Genomic DNA, 24,452 nt, shown 5'->3' on the forward strand with positions numbered 1-24,452 from the left:
CGTTCGAGGGGCCGGTTCGAAGGCCGGCAAATCAGACGTTTACCGTCCCGACTATCTGTACCTTTAATTTGCTTGGCAATTTCTTTCGTATGCGACAGCGGCGCGTCGGAAAAACGACGGAAGATCACTGCGTGATGTCTGTCCTGTACAAACCCGTGACGCAGAAAGGCGGGGCTCGGCTTGCGCTTGAGCCTAGCATGGCGCATCAAAAAGGCTTGAGGCGCTTTTCAAAGCGGAGGCGAGGAACATCATGGACGATTTGACCCCAGAGACGGAACCGGCAGGCAGCGGGGCCAGACGCGGCCGCGGCGAGCGGGGAGCGGCAGGCCGCCGCGCGGCCCGCGCAGGCAACGGTCCCGGCCTCTCCTTGCCCTATATCACCCGCAGAATAGGCGTCTACGAGGTGCTTGACGAGGAGGGCCTTGCTCTCATTGAGCGCAATGCGGATCTGATCCTCGAAGAGATCGGCATCGAATTCCGCGAGGATGAGGAGGCGCTCGATCTCTGGGCGAAGGCGGGTGCAGACGTCCAGGGCCACCGGGTGCATTTCCCCAAGGGCCTCTGCCGCGAACTCCTGAAGACCGCACCGAGCGAATTCACCTGGCATGCGCGCAACCCGGAGCGCAATGTCCAGATCGGCGGCAATGCGACCGTGTTCGCGCCGGTCTACGGACCTCCCTTCGTGCGCGATCTCGACGGCAAGCGCCGTTATGCGACGATCGAGGATTTCCGCAATTTCGTGAAGCTCGCCTATATGGCGCCGTCGATGCATTCGTCGGGCGGCACGGTCTGCGAGCCGGTCGACGTGCCGGTCAACAAGCGGCACCTCGATATGATCTACAGCCATATCAAGTATTCCGACAAGCCGTTCATGGGATCGGTCACCGCACCGGAACGCGCCGAGGACACCGTCGCCATGGCGAAGCTGGTCTTCGGCGACGAGTTCGTCGAGAACAATTGCGTCACCCTGAACCTTATCAACGCCAACTCTCCGATGGTGTTCGACGGGACCATGCTCGGCGCACTGAAGGTCTATGCGCGGCATAACCAGGCCTCGGTCGTGTCACCGTTCATTCTCTCTGGCGCCATGAGCCCGGTGACGGTGACCGGCACGCTGACGCAGATCCTTGCCGAGGTGCTGGCGGGTGCTGCGCTGACGCAGTTGATCCGCAAGGGCTCGCCGGTGCTGTTCGGAACGTTCGCGGCGTCGATCTCGATGCAGTCCGGTGCGCCGACCTTCGGGACCCCGGAACCGTCGCTGGTCTCTTACGGCGCGGCCCAGCTTGCCCGCCGCCTCGGCCTGCCGTTCCGTACCGGCGGTTCGCTCTGCGGCTCGAAAGTGCCCGATGCCCAGGCGGCGCACGAATCGGCCAATACGCTGAACACGACGCTGCTCGCCGGCACGAACTTCGTGCTGCATGCCGCCGGCTGGCTGGAAGGCGGCCTGGTGTCGTCCTACGAGAAATTCATGATCGACCAGGACCAGCTCGGCATGATGCAGAAGATGGCGCAGGGTGTCGATTTGTCCGAAGAAGGCCAGGCCCTCGACGCAATCCGCGAAGTCGGCCCCGGCAGCCATTATCTCGGCTGCGCCCACACCCAGGCGCATTTCCAGACGGCCTTCTACCGCTCGGCACTGATGGACAACAATTCCTTCGAACAGTGGGAAATCGAGGGCGAGAAGCGGATCGAGCAGCGCGCGAATGCGCTCTGCCGCTCCTGGCTCGACAGCTACGAAGCACCGCCGCTCGATCCCGCGATCGACGAGGCGCTGCTGGCATTCATCAAGGATCGCAAGGATTCGATGCCCGACGCCTTCACCTGAAGAGAGCCCGATGCCGCCAGGGAGCAAGGCGGTGCCAGGCTGGTCGCCGATTTCATCCAGGAGGGTGTCTGGCGACCGCATTACCGATACCAGGGGCCTCGGTGAGGCCGCCTTCACCAGTTCTCGACGAGATTGCCGTGGGGCTCGAACCCCACGGCATCCTGATCCGCGGCGTGGTGAATTTTGGAACGGGCGAGGGTCCGTTGCTGGGCAACGGATCCCTTGCCAGGTCCGTCGTATTGCTCGGCAATGTCGGCGGTTCGATCTGGCCGTCGTTCACGGAATGGCGAAAAGGCCATGACGGTCCCGATCCCCTCGACACGTGGTCGAAGTCCTTGATCCGGCCGCTCGCCGAGCAGCTCGGAGCCGCTGCCTATTTCCCGTCCGATCCGCCCTGGCAGCCGTTCCAGCAATGGGCGATGAAGGCTGAAGGTCTGAAGTCGTCGCCGCTCGGCATCCTCATCCATCCGCAGTTCGGGCTCTGGCACGGTTATCGAGGCGCTTTTGGTTTTCCGTTTGCGATCGAGAATTCGCCTGGTGCGGCCGAGCGTCCTTGCGAGAATTGCGCCGAAAAGCCCTGCCTGTCGGCCTGTCCCGTCAATGCGGTCAGCCTGTCGGGCTTCGACATTGCCCGATGCAGCGCCTATCTTGCAAGCGATGCAAGCAAGATGACCTGCATGGCCTCCGGCTGTGTTGCCCGCAATTCCTGTCCGGTGGGTGTGCAACATCGCTACCCGCCGGGGCAGCTCCGGTTCCATATGGAAGCGCTGGTGCGGTGAACGAAAAAGTTTTTCTTGAGCACCCAAGGAATTTCCGGAGCGGAACGTCTAACCTCGTAAGCGACGGAAAAGCGGGCGGATAAGTGAGCGCGGAAATCCTCGATAAGGCATGCCAGGGCGACCGCAATGCGTTCTCAGCGCTCGTCGCGGCGCATTACGATTTCATTCATGCCGTCGCCTGGCGCTGGTCGGGCTCGCAAAGCGATGCGGAAGACATCGCCCAGGACGTCTGCATCCGCCTGGGCAAGGCGATCCGCAGCTTCAAGGGGCAGTCGGCGTTCCGCACCTGGCTCTACACGCTGACACTGAATGCGGTGCGCGACCATCAGCGCCAGTCCTCCCGCCGGCGACGGGACCAGGACCGGCTTGCAAACGACCCGATCTTCTTTTCGCATCTGGAGCCGGAGGAAGACGATCGAGGTAACTGGCTGTGGGCCGCGGTGCGCCGCCTGCCGGAAAAGCAGCGGGATGCGGTCCTACTGGTCCATAGCGAGGGGCTCTCGCATGCGGCTGCGGCGGGCGTTCTCGACTGCAGCGAAAACACGGTCTCCTGGCATCTGCACGAGGCTCGCAAACGATTGAAGGACCTTCTGAAGAAGGAGGCGGTTTGACCATGACGGACGAATTCGACCAGCTCGGCAACCTTGCGCCAGCGCCCCGCGCTTCCGATGCGGCACGCGCCCGTGCGCTTGCCGCCGCCATGCAGGCGTTCGACGAGACGGAAAAAAATGCCGCACGCGGCAAAGGAAGCTCCCGGTGGCAGCGTCAAAGCTCCGTTCTCAATCGGATCTGGAGCACTCGCATGGTCACCCAACACCGTTATCTCGCCGGCTCTGCGCTTGCGACGATGCTGATCATTCCCACAGCCGCACTGCTGACATTCGAACTGACGCGCGGAAACCTGCCGACTTCAGGCCAAGTCGCCCTGCCGCAAGTCCTGGACGCGCCGAAGCCCACTGTGGAAAGAGTTCCGGTGCCGTCAGTCGCGAAGCCGGCTGAACCGCAGCAGCAGGAAACGGCACGGGGCAGTGACGCTGCACCATCGGCTCAACTCTCCAGGCAAAGCGATTTTGACGCCTCGGATGTTGCCCGGCTGCTGAACAAGCGGGAGGCCGACGGTGGCGCGGCCAAACGAAGCGTGGCACCCGCTCAAGCGGCTACGCCCGCTCCCGTGGCACCGCCGCCGGTCATGGCTGAGCGCGCGGTACCATTGGCCGCCGCTCCCCGTTATGCGCCAACCGAGCGCGAAATCCTGCCGCCGCTCGAAGAAAGCCGCGACCGTTTCGCCAATGCGAACACCAATCCGGTAAAGAGCGTCGCGACCGATCCTGTCTCGACCTTCTCCGTCGACGTCGATACCGCGTCCTATGCCTTCGTCCGACGCTCGCTGCTGGAGGGACATCTGCCGGATCCGGACAGCGTGCGCGTCGAGGAGATGATCAACTATTTCCCCTATGACTGGCCACGGCCGCAGACGGTCGACGAACCGTTCCGAACCACCGTCACCGTCACGCCGACGCCGTGGAATAGTGGCACGCGGCTGATGCATGTGGCGATCAAGGGCTTCGAGACCGCGCCGGCCGCGCAGCCTGCCGCCAATCTTGTTTTCCTGATCGACGTATCGGGCTCGATGAACGCGCCGGACAGGCTGCCTTTGCTGAAAAGCGCCTTCCGGCTGCTGGTCGGCAAATTGAAGCCGGAGGACAAGGTCTCGATCGTCACCTATGCAGGCAATGCCGGGACGGTGCTTGAGCCGACGTCCGCCCGTGAGCGGGACAAGATTCTCGCTGCAATCGACAATCTGCGGCCCGGCGGCTCGACGGCCGGCGCCGAAGGCATCGATGCGGCCTATCGCCTGGCCCGCCAGGCCTTTATCCAGGGCGGCGTCAACCGGGTGATGCTGGCCACCGACGGCGATTTCAACGTGGGCGTTTCGAGCGACGAAGAGCTCAAGCGGATCATCGAGCAGCGCCGCAAGGACGGCATCTTCCTCTCGGTTCTCGGTTTCGGAAAGGGCAATCTCAACGACAGCCTGATGCAGACGCTCGCTCAGAACGGCAATGGCACGGCCGCTTATATCGATACACTCGCCGAGGCACAGAAGGCGCTTGTCGACGAGGCCGGCTCGACGCTTTTCCCGATCGCCAAGGACGTCAAGATCCAGGTGGAGTTCAATCCGCAACAGATCGGCGAATATCGTCTGGTCGGCTACGAGACCCGGGCGCTGAAGCGCGAGGATTTCAACAACGACCGGGTGGATGCCGGCGATATCGGCTCCGGCCATGCGGTGACGGCGATCTACGAGGTGACGCCGAAAGGTAGTGCCTCGGCACTCAACGACCCGCTCCGTTACGGCCCGGCCGCGGCGTCGGCGCCCATCCCGGTCTCCGATGAAATGGCCTTCGTCAGGATCCGCTACAAGCAGCCGGATGGCGACACCAGCAAGCTGATCACCACTGTTGTCACGGAGATGAATGCGGTGCGCGACTTCTCGGCGGCACCTCAGGACGTGCGTTTCGCCACGGCCGTCGCCGCCTTCGGTCAGAAACTGCGCGGCACCGATGCGCTCGATGCCTATCCCTACCGCTTGATCCTCGACATGGCGCGCAATGCCCGCGGCGAGGATGCGTTCGGATATCGGGGCGGGTTCCTCGACCTGGTGCGGCTCGCCGAAACCCTCGACCGTCGTTAGGCGTCACTCAAACCTTGGGATACGCCCGCTCCAGGCCGCCGGAGCGGGCGAGCCCCTCGCGAAACGCCGAATAGGCCGGGTGCTGGCTGGACTTCGCCGCTTCCATCAGCCGGATCTGCAGCCGGGCAGGGGCGATGTCGCCGATCCACTCGCCGCATTTCTGCAGCTTCAGCGAATTCAGGAACTTCGCTTCCGACGCATTATGCAGGTAGAGGTGCAAACCATCGAGCAGCAGATCGTCGGATGTCGGATTGTCCATCAACAGAATAAGCCAGGACTGATTTTCGGCCGAGAAAGCGGAAAGGCTCTCCGCCACCGTTTCGCGGCTGCCGATCGGGGATATGTTTGCCATGTCTGTGTCCTTCAGCCCAACGGTCAGCCGCGGCGGCGGCGTCTTTCCCGGCCGGAATCTCCGCCCGATTCGCTGGCGGTCTTATTGCGCAGCGGGCCGATCTTGTCGACGATTTCCTCGATCGTCGGTCGCGGCCGAGGGGTGTAGTCGTCGAGTGCGGCGCGCATGGCGGCCAGGTGTTCGCAGGACGTGCCGCAGCATCCGCCGATGATCCTTGCGCCGGCATCGCGGGCAAGCCTTGCATATTCGGCCATCAGCGGCGGCGTGCCCGAATAGAAGATCTCGGCGCCGCGAAATTCCGGAATACCGCAATTGCCCTTGACGATGGTAACGGCGTCGGGATCGGCGGCGGTCATGTCGAGCAGGCTCGACAGGATATCGGACGCGCCGACACCGCAATTGGCGCCGGCCGCGACCGGGCCTTCGCCGACATCCTTCGCCACGCCGTGGATCTGCTTGGGATCGAGGCCCATCATCGTCCTGCCGGCTGTGTCGAAAGAGCCGGTATAGGTATAGGGCAACCCGGCCCTGACGGCAGCTTCGGCCGCCGCGCGGATTTCTTCCGGCGCGGACATCGTCTCGATCCAGGCGATATCGGCGCCGCCGGCCTTCAGGCCCTCGATCTGTTCCGCGAAAGCGGCGACCGCATCCTCGTGGGTCAGGGCTCCGAGCGGAACGAACAATTCGCCGGTCGGTCCGACCGAACCCGCGACGATCACCTTGCGGCCCGCTCTGTCGGCCACCTTGCGGGCAATCTGCGCGGCAAGCCGGTTGAGTTCGTGCACCCGACCCTCGGCCTTGTGCAGCTTCAGCCGTTGGCGCGTGCCGCCGAAGGAATTGGTGAGGATGATGTCGGCGCCCGCATCGACGAAATCCTGATGCAGCTTCTCGATCTTTTCAGGCGCGGCCTCGTTCCACAGTTCCGGCGCTTCGCCGGCCTCGAGGCCCATGGCGAAGAGATTGGTGCCGGTCGCGCCGTCGGCCAGCAGCACGCCCTTTTCGGCCAGAAGTTCGGTCAGTGCGTTGGCGGTCGGCATGGCGGCGTTCCTTGCAATGGAAATATCATATAAAGAAACCTTTATATGATTGCAACTCGCAGCCGCATGCCTCTTCGCGACGCCGGCGGCTTCAGCAGCGCCGGTTCAAGCAATCGCTTCAGAGCGACGCCTTGATCTTGTCGGCGACGTCGGGAGCGACCCACTTGGTCCAGATATCCGGACTGCTTTCCAGGAAATGTTTGGCGGCAGCTTCGTTGGTGCTCTTGTTCGCTTCCTGCCAGGCGAGCACGCTGTTGACCGTCGTATTGGTCCACTTGCGCCTCTTGATATAGTCCATCGCCACCTCGGCCTTCTGGGCGAATTGTTTGGTGACCAGAGTGAAGGCCTGCGACGTCGGATAGGAATTGACCTTCGGGTTCGGGCAGTTCGGCACGGCGGTGCAGGCGTCCCAATCGGCCTTGTCGTGCGGGACGTTGAAGGAGAGCTTCACCATCTCGTATTTGCCGAGGAAGGCGGTCGGCGCCCAGTAGTAGCCGAGCCAGCCGGTCTTTTTCTCGAAGGCGTTGGTGATCGAACCGTCAAGGCCGGCGGCAGACCCGGTATCGATCAGATCGAATTTCTTTTCGTCGGCGCCAAGCGCTCGGAAAAGGTTGGCGGTCGAAACCTGGCAGCTCCAGCCGGACGGGCAGTTGTAGATGGCACCCCTTCCGGCTTTCTGCTGTGCCGGGAAAAGATCCGGATGCGTCAGTGCCTGCTGCACGGTCTTGATATCGGGATGGGCGTCGGCGAGGAATTTCGGAATCCACCAGCCTTCGACGGCCCCGTCGGAGAGGATCTCAGCGCCGACGATCATGCGGCCCTCGGCGACGGCCTTGTCGAGTGAGGTGCGCACCGAGTTGATCCAGAATTCCGGCGCGAGGTCCGGCTGGCCTCTTTCGTTCATGGAAGTGAAGGTCGGAAGCGTGTCGCCCGGGACGAGCTGGACCGTGCAGCCGAAACCTTGTTCGAGGATGATCTTGTCGAGATTGGCCGCAATGCCGGCCGAAGCCCAATTCATTTCGGCGATCGAGACCGCACCGCAGTCCGCCGAGGCTGACCCTGCGAAAGCATAGAGACCGGCGGCGAAGACCGTGGAAGCGAGGATTTTTTTCATTCAGGGACCTCCCGGTCTTTCCTTTCACTGTTCACTTCAATCGAGCGCGAGGTGGTGCACACTGTTGGATTCAGTCTGAGCAGGCCGGTGAGAGTATAGGTCTCGTTCGCATCGCGACAGCTTTCCACGGATACTGTGCATTTATTATGTCAGTTCAAATCACGGTACGTCTTCCTCCTCAGAAATCAACATGCATACGCCCGCGCAATCTGCGCCGGCCATCGATTGCTGCTCCTTGAGATCGTCGCTTGCGGCGAGGCAAACATTCACTGAGTGCGAAACAATGTCGTGTCAGGCTGGGCCTTTTTCCGGTAGCCGCCGCTATTCACACGGTCATTTTTTTCGGAAAGAACAGAAAAATGAGAAAAACACGCGGCTTACGGAGTTCACTAACCATCCGGTAAGAATGTCGCGTTATTGCTTTTCATGCGGGCGGTTAGCTCGCGCTTGGCGCCGGATCAGGTAGTGCGTACCGGTCGCCCTTGCCGTCCGATGGCAGGCCCGTTCTGTTGGCCCGCGGACACTTCATCTTCCGATCGTTGTCAAATTCGCGATTGTCAAATACGGGGCCGCGGCCTCCTTTGCCAAATGTGCGGATTTGTGGCCGAAATCGGCTGGCCGGACCCGGCCAGCCGTGGCTGCCCGCGTCGATGAGACCGAGCGACGGCAGGCGGGTGTTGGTTGACACTTCGCGTATATAGCTGCACCATTTGACCGTAATGCGAATCCAGAGACATCATCACCAACAGGGCCGGACGCCTCCTGTCTACGAATCGTCCGGTCCCCTCTGGTTCAGGCCATTTTCTCCATGACACGCAACGGTCACGTCACCCTTGTCCTCGGCGGCGCCCGCTCGGGCAAATCCGGGTTTTCGGAAAGGCTTGCCAAGGAAAGCGGCCTGGAACGGCACTACGTGGCCACCGGTCGTGCCTATGACGACGAGATGCGCGATCGCATCGCCCGGCATCGTGTCGATCGCGGAGACGGCTGGACCACGCATGAAGTGCCGCTCGATCTGGTGGAGCGATTGGCCGAAATCGATGCGCCGGGGAGGGTCATCCTTGTCGATTGCCTGACGCTCTGGCTCACCAACCTGATGATGGACGAGCGCGATATCGACACTGCTGCGGCCGCATTCGTGCGCCGGTTCGAAAGCCTCTCGGCGAAACTGGTCGTCGTCTCCAACGAGGTCGGCCTCGGCATCGTGCCGGACAACAGAATGGCGCGGGATTTCAGAGACCATGCCGGAAGGCTGCATCAGCGGATCGCGGCATCTGCCGACGAGGTCTTCTTCGTCGCCGCCGGTCTGCCGCTCAGGATGAAGGGCTAGAAGCCGAGCCAGACGCGGACGGGATGGGTCGGGTCGGCGATCAGCTTCACGGCGAGCGCCAGACAGGAGATGACGAGCAGCGGCTTGATCAGCTTCGCGCCGTTCTTCATGGCCAGCCGTGAGCCGACCTGGGCGCCGAGGAACTGGCCGACGCCCATGATCAGGCCAATCTTCCAAAGTACGGACCCGGTTGCCGCAAAGACCACGAACGAGCCGAAGTTCGAGCCAAGATTGATGAGCTTGGTATGGGCGGTCGCCTTCAGCATGCCAAAGCCGGCGAGCAGCACGAAACCCAGCATGTAGAACGAGCCGGCGCCAGGCCCGAATATGCCGTCATACAGGCCGACCAACGGGACGATCGTCACCCCGAACACGAAGGGCGTCACCCGGCGGTGACTGTCGATATCGTTGAGATTGGGCTTGATGGCGAAGAACAGCGCGATGGCGATCAGCAGGAACGGGATTGCCGCGGCAAGCCAGCCCGCCGGCACCAATGACGCGAGCGCGGCACCGACGGCACCGCCGACCATCGACATCGCCGCCATCGGCAACTGGCTTTTCAAGTTCACATGGCCACGGCGCGCATAGGCGATCGTCGCGGATGCTGACCCGAACTGCGACTGCAGTTTGTTCGTAGCAAGCGATTCGAGCGGCGGGATGCCGGCGATCAGCATGACCGGAATGGTGATGAGCCCGCCACCACCGGCGATCGAATCGACGAAACCGGCAAAAATCGCAGCAAGAAACAGCAGGAAGAGGAATTGGAATGCAAGGTCGGTCAAGGGGAGGAGACTCTATCGGCGAAAGCGCATCCGGACGGGTGCGGCGTGCTTCTCGCATCGAACCGTCGCGACTGCAACCGCCTCCGGCAGGACCCCAGCCATGTTGCTTCCGGGATTGCGCATCATCGGTTTGGCGTTATTGTGCGCGGCTTTCGAAGAGCCGAACGAGGAAAAGCTTATGCACAAGGTCATTTTCGATACGGACCCCGGCGTTGACGACGCGATGGCGCTGCTCTTTCTGCACCGGCACCCGGAAATCGATCTTCTCGGCGTGACGACCGTTTTCGGCAATGTTCCGCTCGATCTCACCACCCGTAATGCCCAATTCCTGCATCAGGAATGGGGAATTTCAGCCCCGATCGCCAAAGGCGCCGACAGGACGATCGATCCGCTGCGCAGCGACGATCGCGCCGCTTCCGTCGTGCACGGTCTCGACGGTCTCGGCAATATCGGCCTGCCTGAGACGATCGACTGGCCGCTCGATCCGCGTCCCGCCTACCAGTTCATCATCGATACCGTCCGCGACAATCCGGGCGAGGTGACGCTGATCGCCGTCGGCCGCATGACCAATCTGGCGCTGGCGCTGCAGGCCGATCCGGATTTCGCCGGTCTCGTCAAGGAAGTCGTCGTCATGGGCGGCGCCTTCGATGTGAACGGCAACGTCACGCCGGCAGCGGAAGCCAACATCCATGGCGATCCGGAGGCCGCCGACATCATCTTTACCACGCCGTGGAAGGTTACCATCGTCGGTCTGGACGTGACGATGAAGACGATCATGACCGGGGAATATCTTGCCGACATGGCCAAGTCGGGCGAAAAGTCTGTGCAGCTGCTATCCGACCTGTCGCAATATTACATCGAGTTCTACAAGAGCCGGGTCGGCATTTCCGGCATGGCGGTGCACGACAGCACGGCCTGCGTCTATCTGGTACGCCCGGATCTCTTTATCCTGCGTGGTGGTCCGGTGCGAGTCGTCTGCGGCGGCATTGCCGACGGCGAAACGATCCAGGCACCCGATAGTGGCCGCAAATTCGTCGGCACGGCCTGGGATGGCCAGCCGAGCCAGTGGGTGTGCACCGACGTCCGATCGGGCGAGGTTCTGGAGGTGATCCGGGCTGCGCTGGTCGACAACCGGGCCTCCGGCGCCTAGCCGATTGCTGTTTAGGCAACAGTTCCGGTGCAAATTTTCATGCGGGAGGACGAAGCCATTGGCATTTGTGATCGATTTCCCTATGTGGAACCTTGATTTTGATATTCTGCGAAGGACATGGGCGTGACTGCTACATTCGACAAAGTTGCCGACATCATTGCTGAGACCAGCGAAATCGATCGCGAGACCATCACGCCGGAAAGCCACACGATCGATGACCTGGGCATCGACAGCCTGGATTTCCTGGATATCGTGTTCGCCATCGACAAGGAATTCGGGATCAAGATTCCGCTGGAACAGTGGACCCAGGAAGTGAACGAAGGCAAGGTTTCGACCGAAGAATACTTCGTTCTGAAGAACCTGTGTGCCAAGATCGACGAGCTGAAGGCGGCGAAGGGCTGATCGTTACCGATCTTCCCGGCCGGCAAATCTCATGCTGCTCGAATATTTCCAGATGATCGACCGCGTCGTGGCGGTCGATCTCGGGGCGAAGGTGTTGAAGGCGCAATCGATCGTGCCGGCTAAAAGCCCTGTCTTCGAAGGCCATTTTCCCGGGATGCCGCTGGTGCCGGGCGTTCTCCTGATTGAGACCATGGCTCAGGCCTCCGGTTTCCTGGTGCTTGCTGCCACCGATTTCGCCGCCATGCCGTTTCTGATGTCGGTCGACGGCGCCAAGATGCGCACCTTCGTCGAGCCGGACGCGGTTCTCGACATCGAGGCGTTTCTGGAGCATGAGGGATCGGGGTATGCGGTGACCAAAGCCAAGATTACCAGCGCCGGCAAGAAAGTTTGCGACGCCCAGCTCAAGCTGCGCACTATGCCTTTCAGCGAAATCCCGCTGGCGCCGATCGTCCGCAAGCGCGCCGAAGAAGTCGGCCTGATGGACGCGATCGCCGCAAGCGCGTAATAGCCCACCCATCGAACCCGGCGGGCAAAGAGGACATTATGAAGTCTGACAATGATGTCGTGATCACTGGTATCGGGATCGTCACCAGCCAGGGCGTTGGCAAGGAGCCGCATATCGCGCTCCTGTCGTCGGCCGAAACCGGTGCGCCGAATGTCGAGACCGATCGTTTTGCGCCGTATCCGGTGCATCCGATGCCGGAGATCGACTGGTCGGCGCAGATCGCCAAGCGCGGCGACCAGCGCCAGATGGAGAACTGGCAGCGGCTCGGCGTATTTTCGGCCGGCCTTGCGCTGGACGACGCCGGCTTCAAGACGGACGCCGAAGCCTGCGCCTCCATGGACATGATCGTCGCCGCCGGCGGCGGCGAGCGCGACATCAAGGTCGATTCGCTGATCGTCGACGAAGCGCTGAAACGCAACGACCGCGAAATGCTTTTGAACGAGAAACTGACCACCGAGCTCCGCCCCACGCTGTTTCTGGCCCAGCTTTCCAACCTGGTCGCCGGCAATATCTCGATCGTCCACAAGGTCACCGGTTCGTCGCGTACGTTCATGGGCGAAGAAGCGGCCGGCATTTCCGCCGTCGAGACCGCCTTCCACCGCATCAAGGCGGGCCAATCGACCCACAGCCTGGTCGGCGGCGCCTTCGTCGCCGAGCGGGCCGACATCATTCTTCTGGTCGAAGGTATCCAGGCGCATGCGACGGGTGGCTGGCATCCTCTCTGGTCGCGTTCCGCCGACAATGGCGGCGGCATGATCATGGGCACCGTCGGGGCCTTCCTGGTGCTCGAATCGCGCGCCCATGCGCAAGCGCGCGGCGCCCATATCTACGCCGTCATCGACGCGATCGAGGGCGATCGCGGCAATCGCGATGAAGGCAGGCTCGAAAAGCGCATCACCCGTCTTGCCGGCCACGCTTCTGGCATTTCGAAGGGCGATACGATCGTGTTTTCCGGAGCGAGCGGCGTCGTCGATCTCGCGACGCGGGAAAAGGCGCTGCTGGAGAAGGAATTCCCCGGAGCGGCGATCCGCGGATTTGGCGGTATCACCGGCCACGGCATGGAGGCACAGTTCCCATTGGGTCTGGCGCTTGCGGCACTGACCTTGGACGGCGCAGCCACAGTACCCACATTCGACGCCGAGAACGAGAAGCCGATGGCTGGGCCTGCGAAACATGCCGTGGTGACGACCGTCGGTTATACGCGCGGCGAGGGCCTAGCGGTCCTCTCAGCCGCGTAAAGGAGATTTTGATGAGCGACAACCGCTTCAAGGATCATCTCGGCCGCCCGATCATCGCGATCACCGGCATGGGCGTCATCACCTCGCTTGGGCAGGGACTTGCCGATAACTGGGCGGCGCTGACGTCTGGCACCTCCGGCATCCACAAGGTGACCCGCTTCCCGACCGAAGGCCTGTCCACCCGGATTAGCGGCACGGTGGATTTTATCGCCGTTCCGGCTGAAAACTCCGTCGAACGTTCCTTCGCCTTTGCGCGCGAGACCACCACCGAAGCGCTCGCCCAGTCTGGCCTTTCCGGCGATTTCGACGGGCCGCTCTTTCTTGCGGCACCGCCGGTCGAGCCGGAATGGAGCGATCGTTTCGCGCTTGCCGACCGCGCTCCGCCGTCGAAGGTCGAAGGCGACGCCTATGACCGTTTCCTCGCCGCCATGCGCGAACGCCCGGACCCGGTCTTTCTCGAAGCCGTGCAGTTCGGCTCGATCTCCGAACGCCTCGCCGACAAGTTCGGCACCCGGGGATTGCCCGTGACCCTCTCGACGGCCTGCGCCTCCGGCGTGACGGCCATCCAGCTCGGCGTCGAAGCGATCCGCCAGGGCCGTACCGACCGTTCGCTGGTGGTTGCGACCGACGGTTCGGTCAGCGCCGAGTCGCTGATCCGCTTCTCGCTCCTTTCCGCACTCTCCACCCAGAACGACCCGCCGGAAAAGGCTTCCAAGCCGTTCAGCAAGGATCGCGACGGGTTCGTCATCGCCGAAGGTGCGGCGACGTTGGTGCTCGAATCGCTCGAATCGGCAATCGCCCGCGGTGCCAAGGTGCTCGGCATCATGAAGGGCTGCGGCGAAAAGGCCGACCATTTCCACCGCACCCGTTCCTCGCCGGACGGCGGCCCGGCGATTGCGACGATCCGCGCGGCGCTGGCAGACGCGGGCATGGATGAGAGCAGCATCGGCTATATCAACGCGCACGGCACCTCGACGCCGGAAAACGACAAGATGGAATATGGCGCTATGCTCGCCGTCTTCGGCGATCGACTGAAGGAAATTCCGGTTTCCTCCAACAAGTCGATGATCGGCCATACGCTGACTGCGGCCGGTGCTGTCGAAGCCGTCTTCTCGATCCAGACGATGCTGACCGGTACGCTGCCGCCGACCATCAACTATACCAACCCCGATCCGACGATCGTGCTCGATGTCGTGCCGAACAAAAAGCGGGATGGACAGCCGACGGCGGTCCTTTCCAACTCATTCGGCTTCGGCGGACAGAACGCCAGCCTTGTCATGGCGCTGGAACCGGCTTAGAGACCGTCGCCAATCACGTTTGACGAATTGGGACGCCTCCGGGCGAAGGAAGACCTATTATGCGCGCTCTGCAACTGATCGATGACCGGAAGCTCGAAGCGGTGGACATTCCCGAGCCCGAGGCCCCTGGCCCAGGCGAGGTAACGCTGCGGGTCAAGGCCGTCGCGCTCAACCATATCGACGTCTGGGGCTGGCGCGGCATGGCATTCGCCAAGCGCAAGATGCCGCTGACGATCGGAGCGGAAGCCTCCGGCGTCGTCGAGGCGATCGGGCCAGGCGTTTCGAACGTCCTGCCGGGCCAGCTCGTGTCGATCTACGGCGCGCGCACCTGCGGCCTCTGCAAGCCCTGCCGCGAGAAGCGCGACAATCTCTGCGAACACGTGTCCGGCGTGCACGGCTTCCACCTCGACGGTTTCGCGCAGGAAAAAGCCAACCTGCCGGCCCGCCTGCTCGTGCCTGCACCTCCGGGCGTCGATGCGGTTGCCGCAGCGCTTGCACCGGTCACCTTCGGGACCGTCGAGCACATGCTGTTCGACAATGCCAAGCTGCAGCCGGGTGAAACCATTCTGGTCCATGCCGGCGGCTCGGGCATCGGCACCGCGGCCATCCAGCTCGCCAAGAAGATCGGCTGCACGGTGATCACCACGGTCGGTTCGGACGACAAGATCGAACGGGCCAAGGCGCTCGGCGCCGATCACGTCATCAACTACCGCACCGACCGGTTTGAAGGCGTGGTGCGCAAGCTCACCAAGAAAAAGGGCGTCGACGTCGTCTTCGAACATGTCGGCAAGGACACATGGGCCGGCTCGATGCTGTGCATGAAGCGCGGCGGCCGCCTCGTCACCTGCGGCTCCACATCCGGCGTTTCGACCGACATGAACCTGATGATGCTCTTCCAGCAACAGCTGAAGCTCTTCGGCTCCTTCGGCTGCCGTATGGAGAACATGGCGAATGCCATGCAGAAGATGGCCCAGGGCATCGTTCATCCGGTGATCGACACCGAAGTCACCTTCGGCGAGATCGACAAGGCGCTGGAGCGGATGGAAACCCGCCAGGTGTTCGGCAAGATCGTGCTCCGGATGGACTGAGGCGTCCCCCCGTGAAGATGTTCCTTACCCGGATCGCTCTGGCGTTGCTTCACTTCCAGCAATGGCTGGTGGCGCAGAGCGCGTTCGGGCTCCTGAATTTCCTGAAGATCTTTCCCGCGGATCCGGGCATCCGGTTCGCCGACCGGATGGCGCGTCGCATCGGGCCGAAGCTCGGCCGCCACAAGCTGATGCTCGTCAACCTGCGCAACGCCTATCCGGAAAAGACCGACGAGGAACTTGAGGAGATCGCCATAGCGAGCTGGGGCCATATGGGCCGGCTCGCCGCCGAGTACGTCTTTCTCGACCGGCTGTTTGATTTCGATCCGGAACAGGACAAGCCGGGCAGGGTGGAAGTCTCCGGTATTCCGATCTTCGCCGACCTGCGCGACAATCCGCGGCCGTTCATCGTCTTCACGGCCCACACGGGCAATTTCGAACTGCTGCCGGTCGCCGGCAATGCGTTCGGCCTCGAAGTGACGGTTCTCTTCCGGCCGCCGAACAATCCTTATATCGCCGACAAGGTCTTCGCCTTCCGCAGCGCCCGCATGGGCCAGCTCGTGCCTTCGCATGCCGGCTCGTCCTTTGCTCTGGCGCGCAAGCTCGAAACGGGGGGCGGCGTCGGCGTTCTGGTGGATCAGAAATTCCGCAAGGGCCTCAAGACCAGCTTTTTCGGCCAACCTGTCCAGACGAGCCCATTGCTCGCAAAGCTGGTTCGGCAGTTCGATGCGGAAGTCTATCCGGCTCGCTGCATCCGGCTGCCGGGCAATCGGTTTCGGCTCGAGATCGAACCGAAGATCGAACTGCCGCGCGATGCCAACGGCAAACTCGATCTCCAGGCGACCGGGCAGCTCCTCAACGACAAGGTGGAAAGCTGGGTTCGCGAATATCCCGAACAATGGCTCTGGTACCACGACCGGTGGCATATCAAGCGGTATCTGTAATATGATTATCTATCAGATTCCATTGTGTCTTCAACTCGCGTAGCGGGACTTCTACCGTAAGTCACCGGCCACAAGTTGGGTCTGCTTCTTGAGGGATAAATTAATCTGATTCGCATTGAATAGCGGAGGCGTCGATCTCGGGAAAGATCGGCGATGATCTCCGGCACGAGGGGGAGGGCATTTTGGAAGCATTGATCGATCTGTTCTGGTCAAAATATGCCGATCTGCGGCAGGCCGTCGAACGCAACGACGATGATGCAACCGCCTCGCTCGATCGTGACCTCGATCCGCTTCTGCTCGCCGTGTTTTCGAGCCAGAGCAAGGATCCGGCCAGTATCCAGGCGCAATTCCGCTTCGCACTCGATCTCCTGAACGAAGAGGCCGACGATCGCGGCTGCGTCCGTCGCAACGGTCATCTGCTGCAGATGCTGGTGGAACGCTACGTCGTTCCGGAGACCGGCCTTTCGGCAAATCGCCGTCCGGAGCCGGAACCGCACGAGCACGCAGTGATCGCCGATGCGACGGCAGACGGTTTTCTCGACGACGCTCTGCTGAACCGGATTTCCGACCGTATCGTGGTGATCGCGCCGGGTTATCGGATCTTCTACTCCAACGAGACCAACGCACGCCGTCTCGATCTCGATCGCGACGCGCTGATCGGCCGGCATTTTGCTGAATTCGTCGGCCTTCACCGTTTCAAGAACGATTTCAAGCCGAACCTCGATCGCTGCTTTGCGGGCGAGAGCATATCGTTGACTTACGCCGATCAGACTGACGGCCAGACGGTCGTCGTCCGCTGCCGCATGTCGCCCTGCGTTTCGGGATCGTCGCAGCTGATCGGCGCGCTTCTGGTGATGCAGGAAACTGCCGACCGACGCCGGCGCCCCGCGGCCTGACCCTTACCTGTCGGACCAGATGGCCAACTCGTAGCCTTCCGGATCGGCAAAGTGGAAACGCCGTCCGCCGGGAAATGAGAAGATCGGCTTGACGATGCTGCCGCCGGCTTTTTCGGTCCGCCGAAGGGCGTCTTCCAGATCGTCCGCGAAGAGAATGACGAGTGGGCCGCCCTTGGCTGTTACATCCGCCGATTTCGCAAATCCACCCGTCAGCCTTCCGTCCTGGAACTCGCAGTAATCCGGTCCGTAGTCCGTGAAAGTCCAGCCGAAGGCCGAGCCGTAAAAGGCCTTGGCAGCTTCGACGTCCTTCACATTGAATTCGATATAGTCGATCTTGCGATCCGCTCCCTTGGTTCCCATGGGATCCTCCTATTTCCTTCTTCCAGCAGGTTCTTCAGCGTCCTGAGATCCTTCCGCACATGGGCGGCATCTGCCTCGAAAGCCGAGTCGTCAAGGTCCGGGCGCTGGAACAGCGTGAACATGACTTCCGCGCCATCGCCGTTCGGCACGACGCGCAGCGGGTTTTCGACGACGAGGCCGTTTTCCATCGTAACGGTATGGTCGAGGATGCCGAATGGATTGTCGGGCGAGAACCGCATGCGCACCAGGCCGACCGGTCCGCCGTCGCCGATCCAGTCGTCACCGTCCTGGGTAAGCCCGGCGGCAAGGCCGGATGCCCAGAGTGGCATGTTTTCCGGCTGGCTCGCGAAGGCGTAGACGTGCTGCCAAGGTCTCTCGATGCCGATATGAATTATACGGGCGGGCAGGGTGGTCATGGAGGAATCCTCGTTTTCTCCCTCGGTCTAGCCGATGAGAAACAGCGGTTCTTGAACAAAACGGACAATCAGCTGCAAAGTTGCCCGCGAATTTCTCTCGGAGTCAAAGTCGTCAGCTCCTTCACGTCCCGCGTCATGTGCGCCTGATCGGCATAGCCGGCTTCAAGCGCGAGAAGAGCGAGGTTTCCGGATGCGGGCTGGCGCACCATGCGAAGAAAGCGCTGGAGGCGAAGGATGCGTTCAAGCGTTTTCGGCCCATACCCGAAGTGATCGTGGCTCCGGCGGCGCAAGGTGCGTTCGCCGAGCGCCTGCGTCGCCGACGTGCCGGGCAGCGCGTCGCTGCCGAGCTCATCGAAGAGCGTTTCCGCCAGGTTCTGGGGGTCGGCAGCCAGTGATGCCTCTCCCGCCGCCCAACCCTCAAACAGCCGTCGCCTTTCCATTGAACAGTCCTCTTCGGCCAGCCGTTCTTCCATCGTCCGGACGTCGTCCCGGAGTTCGCGGAGCGGCACGGTTCGTCCGACCAGCTCCCGCAGCGGCACGTCGAGCCAGTGCAGGGCCGCACCCGGTCTGAAGCGCAGGCCGAGGATGGTTTCGCCGGGGGCGAGGGCAGGGAAGGCGGCGGTGCGGTCGGGGCCGATCACCATCAGTTGACCGCCCGTCCAGATCAGGTCCGCGCAACCGTCCGGCACGACGACAATCTGGCCCTCGAACTCCTGCGGCAGACGGTGCGACCAGACACGGCAAAACAGCCTCGACAGCGGCCCGTTCGCCGGCCGCTCTCGGTAAGTGCCGGCGCGCATTGCCAGGATCGGCGTGTTTTTGAACGTATTTTTGGCCGTATTCATACCTCCTTGTGGCATCCGAATTTGGCAGCCGCAAGACGCCGTCCGCCGCGGAGAAAACAGGTCTCTGCGTCGCCGCGACGGAGACGGAGTGTCATGGAAATTTAATCGTTTAGCGTCGCCATCGCCTTGCCGTTTCCCTATATGAATGCGACAACACCCTCGAATCTCAATAAGGAGGCACATCCGTGGAACAGGCAGAAATCGGCCTTATCGGGCTCGGCGTCATGGGCTCTAACCTCTCGCTCAACATTGCCGAAAAAGGCAACAAGATCGCCGTCTTCAACCGGTCTCCGGAAGCGACCCGCAAGTTCTACGCCGAGGCCGGCGAACTGCAGGGCCAGCTTGTCCCCTGCGAGACGCTCGAGGAATTCGTCGCCGCCATCCGCCCGCCGCGGCCGATCATCATCATGATCAAGGCCGGCGATCCGGTCGATCAGCAGATGGAGCTTCTGAAGCCTTACCTTTCGGCCGGCGACATCATGATCGATGCCGGCAATGCCAATTTCCGCGACACGATGCGCCGCTTCGACAATCTGAAGGACAGCGGCCTGACCTTCATCGGCATGGGCGTTTCCGGCGGTGAAGAAGGTGCGCGCCACGGGCCGTCGATCATGGTCGGGGGCACCGAGGACAGCTGGAAGCGCGTCGAGAAGGTGCTGACCTCGATCTCGGCAAAATTCAACGACGAGCCCTGCGTTGCCTGGCTCGGCGAAAACGGCGCCGGCCATTTCGTCAAGACCATCCATAACGGCATCGAATATGCCGACATGCAGATGATCGCCGAAATCTACGGCATCCTGCGCGACGGCCTCGGTATGAGCGCGACCGAAATCGGCGACGTATTCGGCAAGTGGAACGAGGGTCGCCTCAATTCCTACCTGATCGAAATCAGCCAGACGGTGCTGACCGCCGCCGATCCGATTTCCGGCAAGCCGATGGTCGACGTCATCGTCGATGCCGCCGGCCAGAAGGGCACCGGCAAGTGGTCGGTCATCGAAGCCCAGAACATGGGCGTTGCCGCGACAGCCATCGAAGCTGCCGTCGCCGGCCGTGTCCTCTCGTCCCAGAGAACGGAACGCCTCGCTGCCGAAAAGATCTTCGGCCTGCCGAAGGTCGCGGAAGCGCCGAAGGACAAGGCTGCCTTCATCGCCGACCTTGAAAGCGCGCTGCTCGCTGCCAAGATCGCCGCCTATGCGCAGGGTTTTGCCGTCATGTCGGCAGCGTCCGTCGAATATAACTGGAACCTGCCAATGCCGACGATCGCCAAGATCTGGCGCGCCGGCTGCATCATCCGCTCGGCCTTCCTTGATGAGATCACCTCGGCCTTCACCAAGGATCCGCATGTGGCGAACCTGATCGTCACGCCGGCCTTCGCGCAGATGGTCAAGGATACCGACGCCCCGCTGCGTCGCGTCGTGTCCTACGCCGCTCTCTCCGGCCTGCCGGTTCCGGCGCTGTCCTCGGCGCTCTCCTATTTCGACGCCTATCGGCGTGGCCGTGGCACGGCGAACCTCATCCAGGCGCAGCGCGACTTCTTCGGCGCCCATGGCTTCGACCGCCTCGACGGCGTCGACAAGCACCATGGCCCGTGGGGCAGCGGCCTTAGCGAGTTCGCCTGATCATTGATCCACGCAATGCAAAACGCCCGCCAATCCGGCGGGCGTTTTTGTTTCAGTCCCTAGCGCTTAGTCCTTGGGCGCCATCTTCGACCAGACGGGGCTGGCGACGCTCTGCAGCAGTTCCGGCCCGACGCCGTCGATGCGCGCCATCAGGGCCTTGGCGAGTTCCCTCCCGGCCTGGCGAATGTCCTCGCTCACCGTATAGATCTCCGGCCGAATCCAGTTGAGGAAATCGGCCGACTGTTTTGACACCATATCGACATCGTGGCCCAGTTTCTTGCCGGCGGCCTCTAGCCCGGCCACCAGCGCGATCGTCGCCGATCCACTGATCGAGATGATGCCGTCAGGCGGTTCGGCAGCGCGCATCATCCGTTCCGCATAGGCGCGGGTTTCTTCAAGCGGCGTCTCGCTGGTCACCCGGCCCATCGGCACTTCGGTTGCACCGAAATCGGCAAGCCCGCGTTCGAAGCCCACGCGGCTGTGGACGTAGAACGAGAAGCGGCTTCCCGGCGACAGGAACGCGATCCTCCGGCGGCCTTTTCCCACCAATTTCTGAACGGCCTTATAGGCATAAGCCTCGTTGTCGTAATCGTGATAGGGATGGACGATCCCCATGTCGGTGCGGCCGTGGGTGACGAAAGGCAGGTTCCGCTCCGTCATCAGCCGCACCCGCGCGTCGTCCGGCTCGATACGCGAGATGATCACCCCGTCCGCCGAGCCGGTGTCGAGGATATAGCGTACCGGCACCATCGGGTCCTTCTGGAAGGAATGCGGCGTCACCACGAGGTGATATTGCGTGCCGCCCAGCACTTCCGAAATGCCGTGCACCATCTGGCTGGTGAAGCCCATCAGCTCCTCGTCGATGCTGAGCACCAGGGCGATGACATTGGTCTTGCCGGTCCTGAGGCGCACGCCGGCGCGGTTCGGCTGGTAGCCGAGCTGGTTGGCGACGAGGCGAACGCGCTCCTTGGTGTCGGCCCCGATATCCGGCGCATCCTTCAGCGCCCGCGAGACGGTGGTGATGCCGAGGCCCGTCATATAGGCGATCGTTTTCAAGGTAGGACGTTCACGGACCGCCGTCTGCGTTCCGCCCGTCCTTGGTCTTCCGCTGTCATCCATGATTTGCCGTCGCTGCCCCCGAGTCAGGTGGCCACTATAAAGGGCCAAAGCTTGCCCGGAAACGTCGCGACACCTCCCTGTCCTCCAATACGAAATTAATAACTGAAACGATACAGGTAAAATGTCGAGAGGAATTTTGCCCGACGGGAAACCCCTATTCCTCAGAGTTGTACAACGCAGATGCGAAATGAGTTTTTGCAGATGCGAAAATCAGACTTCCTGATATTGCCCGTCAGTCGCCTAGATCGCGCCTTCTGGACTGCCTTGACGGGCGAATGAGTGAGCCAGAAAATTTGCGTGCACTCCTCTTCCGGTTGTATTTACGCGACCCGCGGATTTTTTCGGACAAAACCGGTTGCGTCATATCGGGGATTGCCTTACGTTTTTACGGCAACGTTTCAGTGAGGGAGGAGACTCATGAATATTCGTTCTATGGCGGCTGTTCTTGCCGCAACCGTGATGCTGCCGTTAGGCGCGGCTCATGCCACAGATCTCGAAGTCACCCATTGGTGGACATCCGGAGGCGAGGCTGCCGCAGTCGCGGAACTCGCCAAGGCTTTCAACGCAACCGGCAACAAGTGGGTTGACGGCGCGATTGCAGGTTCCGGCGGCACTGCCCGTCCGATCATGATCAGCCGTATCACCGGCGGCGATCCGATGTCGGCCACCCAGTTCAACCATGGCCGCCAGGCCGAGGAGCTGGTCCAGGCAGGCCTGATGCGCGATTTCACCGATCTCGCCAAGAAGGAAGGCTGGGACAAGATCGTCCGCCCTGCGGGGCTGCTGAAATCCTGTACTTTCGAGGGCAAGATCTATTGCGTGCCGCTTAACATCCATTCCTGGCAGTGGCTGTGGCTTTCCAACGACGCCTTCAAGAAGGCGGGCGTTGCAGTTCCGAAGAACTGGGACGAGTATGTCGCAGCCGCTCCGGCGCTTGAAAAGGCCGGTATAGTGCCGCTCGCCATCGGCGGCCAGGCTTGGCAGTCGACCGGCTTGTTCGCCGTGCTGACGGTCGCGATCGGCGGCAAGGAAATCTACCAGAAGGTCTATGGCGACAAGGACGCAAAGGTCGCGGCCGGTCCGGAAATGGCCAAGGTCTTCAAGGCGGCCGACGATGCCCGCAAGATGTCGAAGGGCACCAACGTCCAGGACTGGAACCAGGCGACCAACATGGTGATCACCGGCAAGGCCGGCGGTCAGATCATGGGTGACTGGGCGCAGGGCGAGTTCCAGCTGGCCGGCAAGAAGGCCGGCGTCGACTATACCTGCCTGCCGGGCCTCGGCGTGAACGAGGTGATCTCGACGGCCGGCGACGCCTTCTACTTCCCAGTCCTCAAGGATGCGGCGAAGACGAAGGCACAGGAAGCGCTCGCCTCGACGCTTCTCGATGCCAAGACCCAGGTTGCCTTCAACCTCAAGAAGGGCTCGCTGCCGGTGCGCGGCGACGTCGATCTTGCGGCCGCCAACGACTGCATGAAGAAGGGTCTCGAGATCCTCGCCAAGGGCAATGTCGTCACCAGCACCGACCAGCTCATCACGCAGGATACGCAGAAGCAGCTGGAAGACCTGATGTCGCAGTTCTTCGCCAATACGTCGATCACTGCCGAGGAAGCCCAGAAGCGCTTCGTCGCTATTTTCTCCAAGGCCGGTTGATCCGACAGACAGCGATCCAACAGCCGGCTCCGCGTCCGAAAGGGGCGGGGCCGGTGGTGGCTTGCTTCCTGCAGCCTTTGCCATCCAGAGGAGTTGACCATGGCGGCGCACACTCAGCCCGGCCGACCCAACCAGTTATTCCGCAATCTCAATTCGAAGATTGCCTCGATCCCGATGATGCTGACAGCCGTGGTGATCTTCCTCGGCGGCACGATCTGGACCGTCGTTTATTCCTTCACCAATTCCAAGCTCCTGCCGCGCCTGTCCTTCGTCGGTCTGGAACAGTATGAGCGGCTCTGGGATACGCCGCGCTGGGTCGTCTCGATCCAGAATCTGGCGACCTACGGATGCCTGTCGCTGATTTTCAGCCTGACGATCGGTTTCCTGCTGGCCGCGCTGATGGACCAGAAGATCCGTTTCGAAAACACGTTCCGGACGATCTTCCTCTATCCGTTCGCGCTGTCCTTCATCGTCACCGGCCTTGTCTGGCAATGGATCCTGAACCCCGAATTCGGCGTGCAGTCCGTGGTTCGCTCGCTCGGCTGGACGAGCTTCACCTTCGATCCGCTCTACAATTCCGACATCGTCATCTACGGCATCCTGATCGCCGCGCTCTGGCAAGGGACGGGGCTCGTCATGTGCCTGATGCTCGCCGGGCTTCGCGGCATCGACGAGGACATCTGGAAGGCGGCGCGCGTCGACGGCATTCCGATGTGGAAGACCTATCTCTTCATCATCATCCCGATGATGCGGCCGGTCTTCGTCACCACGCTCGTCATCATCGCCAGCGGCATCGTCAGGATCTACGACCTTGTCGTGGCGCAGACGAGCGGCGGCCCTGGCATCGCTTCCGATGTGCCCGCCAAATACGTCTACGACTACATGTTCTTCGCCCAGAACCTCGGGCAGGGCTTTGCGGCATCCACCATGATGCTGCTCGCAGTCGCCATCATCATCGTTCCCTGGGCCTATCTCGAATTCGGAGGACGCAAGCGTGGATAAATCGCTCAC

24 protein-coding genes are annotated in these 24,452 nt (G+C 62.0%); 16 read left to right on the top strand and 8 right to left on the bottom strand.

Annotation, left to right across the window (positions count from 1 at the left end; all coding sequences use genetic code 11):
* Positions 1-250: 250 nt before the first annotated feature.
* From C5L10_RS14640 to C5L10_RS14655, 4 genes are all read left to right on the top strand, one after another.
* Entirely contained in the window at positions 251-1,825 is a 1,575-nt protein-coding gene (locus C5L10_RS14640; protein WP_105430279.1) for a trimethylamine methyltransferase family protein, read from the top strand.
* Between the two features lie 101 nt (positions 1,826-1,926).
* Positions 1,927-2,604: a ferredoxin gene (locus tag C5L10_RS14645; protein WP_105430280.1), complete on the top strand. Its 678-nt coding sequence runs from the start codon at positions 1,927-1,929 to the stop codon at positions 2,602-2,604.
* Between the two features lie 83 nt (positions 2,605-2,687).
* Entirely contained in the window at positions 2,688-3,215 is a 528-nt protein-coding gene (locus C5L10_RS14650) for an RNA polymerase sigma factor (RefSeq protein ID WP_105430281.1), read from the top strand.
* Complete coding sequence (locus tag C5L10_RS14655) at positions 3,212-5,296, top strand: VWA domain-containing protein (protein WP_105430282.1); 2,085 nt, start codon at positions 3,212-3,214, stop codon at positions 5,294-5,296. Before C5L10_RS14650 ends, C5L10_RS14655 begins: the two co-directional genes overlap by 4 nt.
* A 7-nt stretch (positions 5,297-5,303) precedes the next feature.
* On the opposite strand, the gene C5L10_RS14660 is transcribed toward C5L10_RS14655, so the two are convergent.
* From C5L10_RS14660 to C5L10_RS14670, 3 genes are all read right to left on the bottom strand, one after another.
* Positions 5,304-5,648, bottom strand: a complete 345-nt coding sequence (locus tag C5L10_RS14660) for a hypothetical protein (RefSeq protein ID WP_105430283.1) — start codon at positions 5,646-5,648, stop codon at positions 5,304-5,306.
* 23 nt (positions 5,649-5,671) lie between these two features.
* Positions 5,672-6,685, bottom strand: a complete 1,014-nt coding sequence (gene bmt / locus C5L10_RS14665; protein ID WP_105430284.1) for a betaine--homocysteine S-methyltransferase — start codon at positions 6,683-6,685, stop codon at positions 5,672-5,674.
* A gap of 118 nt (positions 6,686-6,803) precedes the next feature.
* Positions 6,804-7,799, bottom strand: coding sequence for an ABC transporter substrate-binding protein (locus tag C5L10_RS14670; protein ID WP_105430285.1), 996 nt, complete (start codon positions 7,797-7,799; stop codon positions 6,804-6,806).
* A gap of 808 nt (positions 7,800-8,607) precedes the next feature.
* Here C5L10_RS14670 and cobU point away from each other — a divergent pair.
* Complete coding sequence (gene cobU, locus C5L10_RS14675) at positions 8,608-9,129, top strand: bifunctional adenosylcobinamide kinase/adenosylcobinamide-phosphate guanylyltransferase (RefSeq protein ID WP_105430286.1); 522 nt, start codon at positions 8,608-8,610, stop codon at positions 9,127-9,129.
* Here cobU and C5L10_RS14680 read toward each other — a convergent pair.
* The gene (locus tag C5L10_RS14680; RefSeq protein WP_105430287.1) at positions 9,126-9,911 is read right to left on the bottom strand and encodes a TSUP family transporter; all 786 of its coding nucleotides are present in this window, start codon (positions 9,909-9,911) and stop codon (positions 9,126-9,128) included. The genes cobU and C5L10_RS14680 overlap by 4 nt on opposite strands.
* Before the next feature lie 178 nt (positions 9,912-10,089).
* On the opposite strand from C5L10_RS14680, the gene C5L10_RS14685 reads away from it, so the two are divergent.
* The 8 genes from C5L10_RS14685 (at position 10,090) to C5L10_RS14720 (ending at position 17,429) form a co-directional block, all read left to right on the top strand.
* Entirely contained in the window at positions 10,090-11,061 is a 972-nt protein-coding gene (locus C5L10_RS14685) for a nucleoside hydrolase (RefSeq protein ID WP_105430402.1), read from the top strand.
* A 117-nt stretch (positions 11,062-11,178) separates the two neighbouring features.
* Entirely contained in the window at positions 11,179-11,463 is a 285-nt protein-coding gene (locus C5L10_RS14690) for an acyl carrier protein (protein ID WP_092662234.1), read from the top strand.
* 31 nt (positions 11,464-11,494) lie between these two features.
* Positions 11,495-11,968 carry a 3-hydroxyacyl-ACP dehydratase FabZ family protein gene (locus C5L10_RS14695; RefSeq protein ID WP_046636302.1) on the top strand — a complete coding sequence of 158 codons (474 nt, stop codon included), beginning with the start codon at positions 11,495-11,497 and terminating at the stop codon, positions 11,966-11,968.
* 38 nt (positions 11,969-12,006) lie between these two features.
* Complete coding sequence (locus tag C5L10_RS14700; protein ID WP_105430288.1) at positions 12,007-13,206, top strand: beta-ketoacyl-ACP synthase; 1,200 nt, start codon at positions 12,007-12,009, stop codon at positions 13,204-13,206.
* 11 nt (positions 13,207-13,217) lie between these two features.
* The gene (locus C5L10_RS14705) at positions 13,218-14,504 is read left to right on the top strand and encodes a beta-ketoacyl-ACP synthase (protein ID WP_105430289.1); all 1,287 of its coding nucleotides are present in this window, start codon (positions 13,218-13,220) and stop codon (positions 14,502-14,504) included.
* 59 nt (positions 14,505-14,563) lie between these two features.
* Complete coding sequence (locus C5L10_RS14710) at positions 14,564-15,592, top strand: zinc-binding dehydrogenase (protein ID WP_105430290.1); 1,029 nt, start codon at positions 14,564-14,566, stop codon at positions 15,590-15,592.
* Between the two features lie 11 nt (positions 15,593-15,603).
* Complete coding sequence (locus tag C5L10_RS14715; protein ID WP_105430291.1) at positions 15,604-16,533, top strand: lipid A biosynthesis lauroyl acyltransferase; 930 nt, start codon at positions 15,604-15,606, stop codon at positions 16,531-16,533.
* A gap of 182 nt (positions 16,534-16,715) precedes the next feature.
* The gene (locus C5L10_RS14720; protein ID WP_105430292.1) at positions 16,716-17,429 is read left to right on the top strand and encodes a PAS domain-containing protein; all 714 of its coding nucleotides are present in this window, start codon (positions 16,716-16,718) and stop codon (positions 17,427-17,429) included.
* Between the two features lie 3 nt (positions 17,430-17,432).
* Here C5L10_RS14720 and C5L10_RS14725 read toward each other — a convergent pair whose 3' ends face one another.
* The 3 genes from C5L10_RS14725 to C5L10_RS14735 all read right to left on the bottom strand — a co-directional run bounded on the left by C5L10_RS14725 (position 17,433) and on the right by C5L10_RS14735 (position 19,050).
* Complete coding sequence (locus C5L10_RS14725; protein WP_046666983.1) at positions 17,433-17,789, bottom strand: VOC family protein; 357 nt, start codon at positions 17,787-17,789, stop codon at positions 17,433-17,435.
* Entirely contained in the window at positions 17,738-18,205 is a 468-nt protein-coding gene (locus tag C5L10_RS14730) for a polyketide cyclase (RefSeq protein WP_105430293.1), read from the bottom strand. Before C5L10_RS14730 ends, C5L10_RS14725 begins: the two co-directional genes overlap by 52 nt.
* Positions 18,206-18,273: 68 nt before the next feature.
* Positions 18,274-19,050, bottom strand: a complete 777-nt coding sequence (locus C5L10_RS14735) for a helix-turn-helix domain-containing protein (RefSeq protein ID WP_105430294.1) — start codon at positions 19,048-19,050, stop codon at positions 18,274-18,276.
* A 185-nt stretch (positions 19,051-19,235) separates the two neighbouring features.
* Here C5L10_RS14735 and gndA point away from each other — a divergent pair, with 185 nt between their 5' ends.
* Positions 19,236-20,669: an NADP-dependent phosphogluconate dehydrogenase gene (gene gndA, locus C5L10_RS14740; RefSeq protein ID WP_105430295.1), complete on the top strand. Its 1,434-nt coding sequence runs from the start codon at positions 19,236-19,238 to the stop codon at positions 20,667-20,669.
* A 66-nt stretch (positions 20,670-20,735) separates the two neighbouring features.
* Here the strand turns inward: gndA and C5L10_RS14745 are convergent, their stop codons facing one another.
* Positions 20,736-21,788, bottom strand: coding sequence for a LacI family transcriptional regulator (locus C5L10_RS14745; protein ID WP_105430296.1), 1,053 nt, complete (start codon positions 21,786-21,788; stop codon positions 20,736-20,738).
* A 417-nt stretch (positions 21,789-22,205) separates the two neighbouring features.
* Here C5L10_RS14745 and C5L10_RS14750 point away from each other — a divergent pair, with 417 nt between their 5' ends.
* Positions 22,206-23,441, top strand: coding sequence for an ABC transporter substrate-binding protein (locus C5L10_RS14750; RefSeq protein WP_046636292.1), 1,236 nt, complete (start codon positions 22,206-22,208; stop codon positions 23,439-23,441).
* A 99-nt stretch (positions 23,442-23,540) separates the two neighbouring features.
* The gene (locus tag C5L10_RS14755) at positions 23,541-24,443 is read left to right on the top strand and encodes a carbohydrate ABC transporter permease (RefSeq protein ID WP_105430297.1); all 903 of its coding nucleotides are present in this window, start codon (positions 23,541-23,543) and stop codon (positions 24,441-24,443) included.
* The last annotated feature ends 9 nt before the right edge of the window (positions 24,444-24,452 follow it).

It is taken from the genome of Neorhizobium sp. T6_25 (assembly GCF_002968555.1).
Classification (GTDB): Bacteria; Pseudomonadota; Alphaproteobacteria; order Rhizobiales; family Rhizobiaceae; genus Neorhizobium.

What these genes read in the sequence shown, in the direction of transcription:
- C5L10_RS14730 (WP_105430293.1), bottom strand. Translation starts at nt 18,205, where the DNA reads ATGACCACCCTGCCCGCCCGTATAATTCATATCGGCATCGAGAGACCT.
- C5L10_RS14745 (WP_105430296.1), bottom strand. Translation starts at nt 21,788, where the DNA reads ATGGATGACAGCGGAAGACCAAGGACGGGCGGAACGCAGACGGCGGTC.
- C5L10_RS14690 (WP_092662234.1), top strand. Translation starts at nt 11,179, where the DNA reads ATGGGCGTGACTGCTACATTCGACAAAGTTGCCGACATCATTGCTGAG.
- bmt (WP_105430284.1), bottom strand. Translation starts at nt 6,685, where the DNA reads ATGCCGACCGCCAACGCACTGACCGAACTTCTGGCCGAAAAGGGCGTG.
- C5L10_RS14735 (WP_105430294.1), bottom strand. Translation starts at nt 19,050, where the DNA reads ATGAATACGGCCAAAAATACGTTCAAAAACACGCCGATCCTGGCAATG.
- C5L10_RS14710 (WP_105430290.1), top strand. Translation starts at nt 14,564, where the DNA reads ATGCGCGCTCTGCAACTGATCGATGACCGGAAGCTCGAAGCGGTGGAC.
- C5L10_RS14695 (WP_046636302.1), top strand. Translation starts at nt 11,495, where the DNA reads ATGCTGCTCGAATATTTCCAGATGATCGACCGCGTCGTGGCGGTCGAT.
- cobU (WP_105430286.1), top strand. Translation starts at nt 8,608, where the DNA reads ATGACACGCAACGGTCACGTCACCCTTGTCCTCGGCGGCGCCCGCTCG.
- C5L10_RS14750 (WP_046636292.1), top strand. Translation starts at nt 22,206, where the DNA reads ATGAATATTCGTTCTATGGCGGCTGTTCTTGCCGCAACCGTGATGCTG.
- C5L10_RS14640 (WP_105430279.1), top strand. Translation starts at nt 251, where the DNA reads ATGGACGATTTGACCCCAGAGACGGAACCGGCAGGCAGCGGGGCCAGA.
- C5L10_RS14705 (WP_105430289.1), top strand. Translation starts at nt 13,218, where the DNA reads ATGAGCGACAACCGCTTCAAGGATCATCTCGGCCGCCCGATCATCGCG.
- C5L10_RS14755 (WP_105430297.1), top strand. Translation starts at nt 23,541, where the DNA reads ATGGCGGCGCACACTCAGCCCGGCCGACCCAACCAGTTATTCCGCAAT.
- C5L10_RS14700 (WP_105430288.1), top strand. Translation starts at nt 12,007, where the DNA reads ATGAAGTCTGACAATGATGTCGTGATCACTGGTATCGGGATCGTCACC.
- C5L10_RS14725 (WP_046666983.1), bottom strand. Translation starts at nt 17,789, where the DNA reads ATGGGAACCAAGGGAGCGGATCGCAAGATCGACTATATCGAATTCAAT.
- C5L10_RS14660 (WP_105430283.1), bottom strand. Translation starts at nt 5,648, where the DNA reads ATGGCAAACATATCCCCGATCGGCAGCCGCGAAACGGTGGCGGAGAGC.
- C5L10_RS14670 (WP_105430285.1), bottom strand. Translation starts at nt 7,799, where the DNA reads ATGAAAAAAATCCTCGCTTCCACGGTCTTCGCCGCCGGTCTCTATGCT.
- C5L10_RS14685 (WP_105430402.1), top strand. Translation starts at nt 10,090, where the DNA reads ATGCACAAGGTCATTTTCGATACGGACCCCGGCGTTGACGACGCGATG.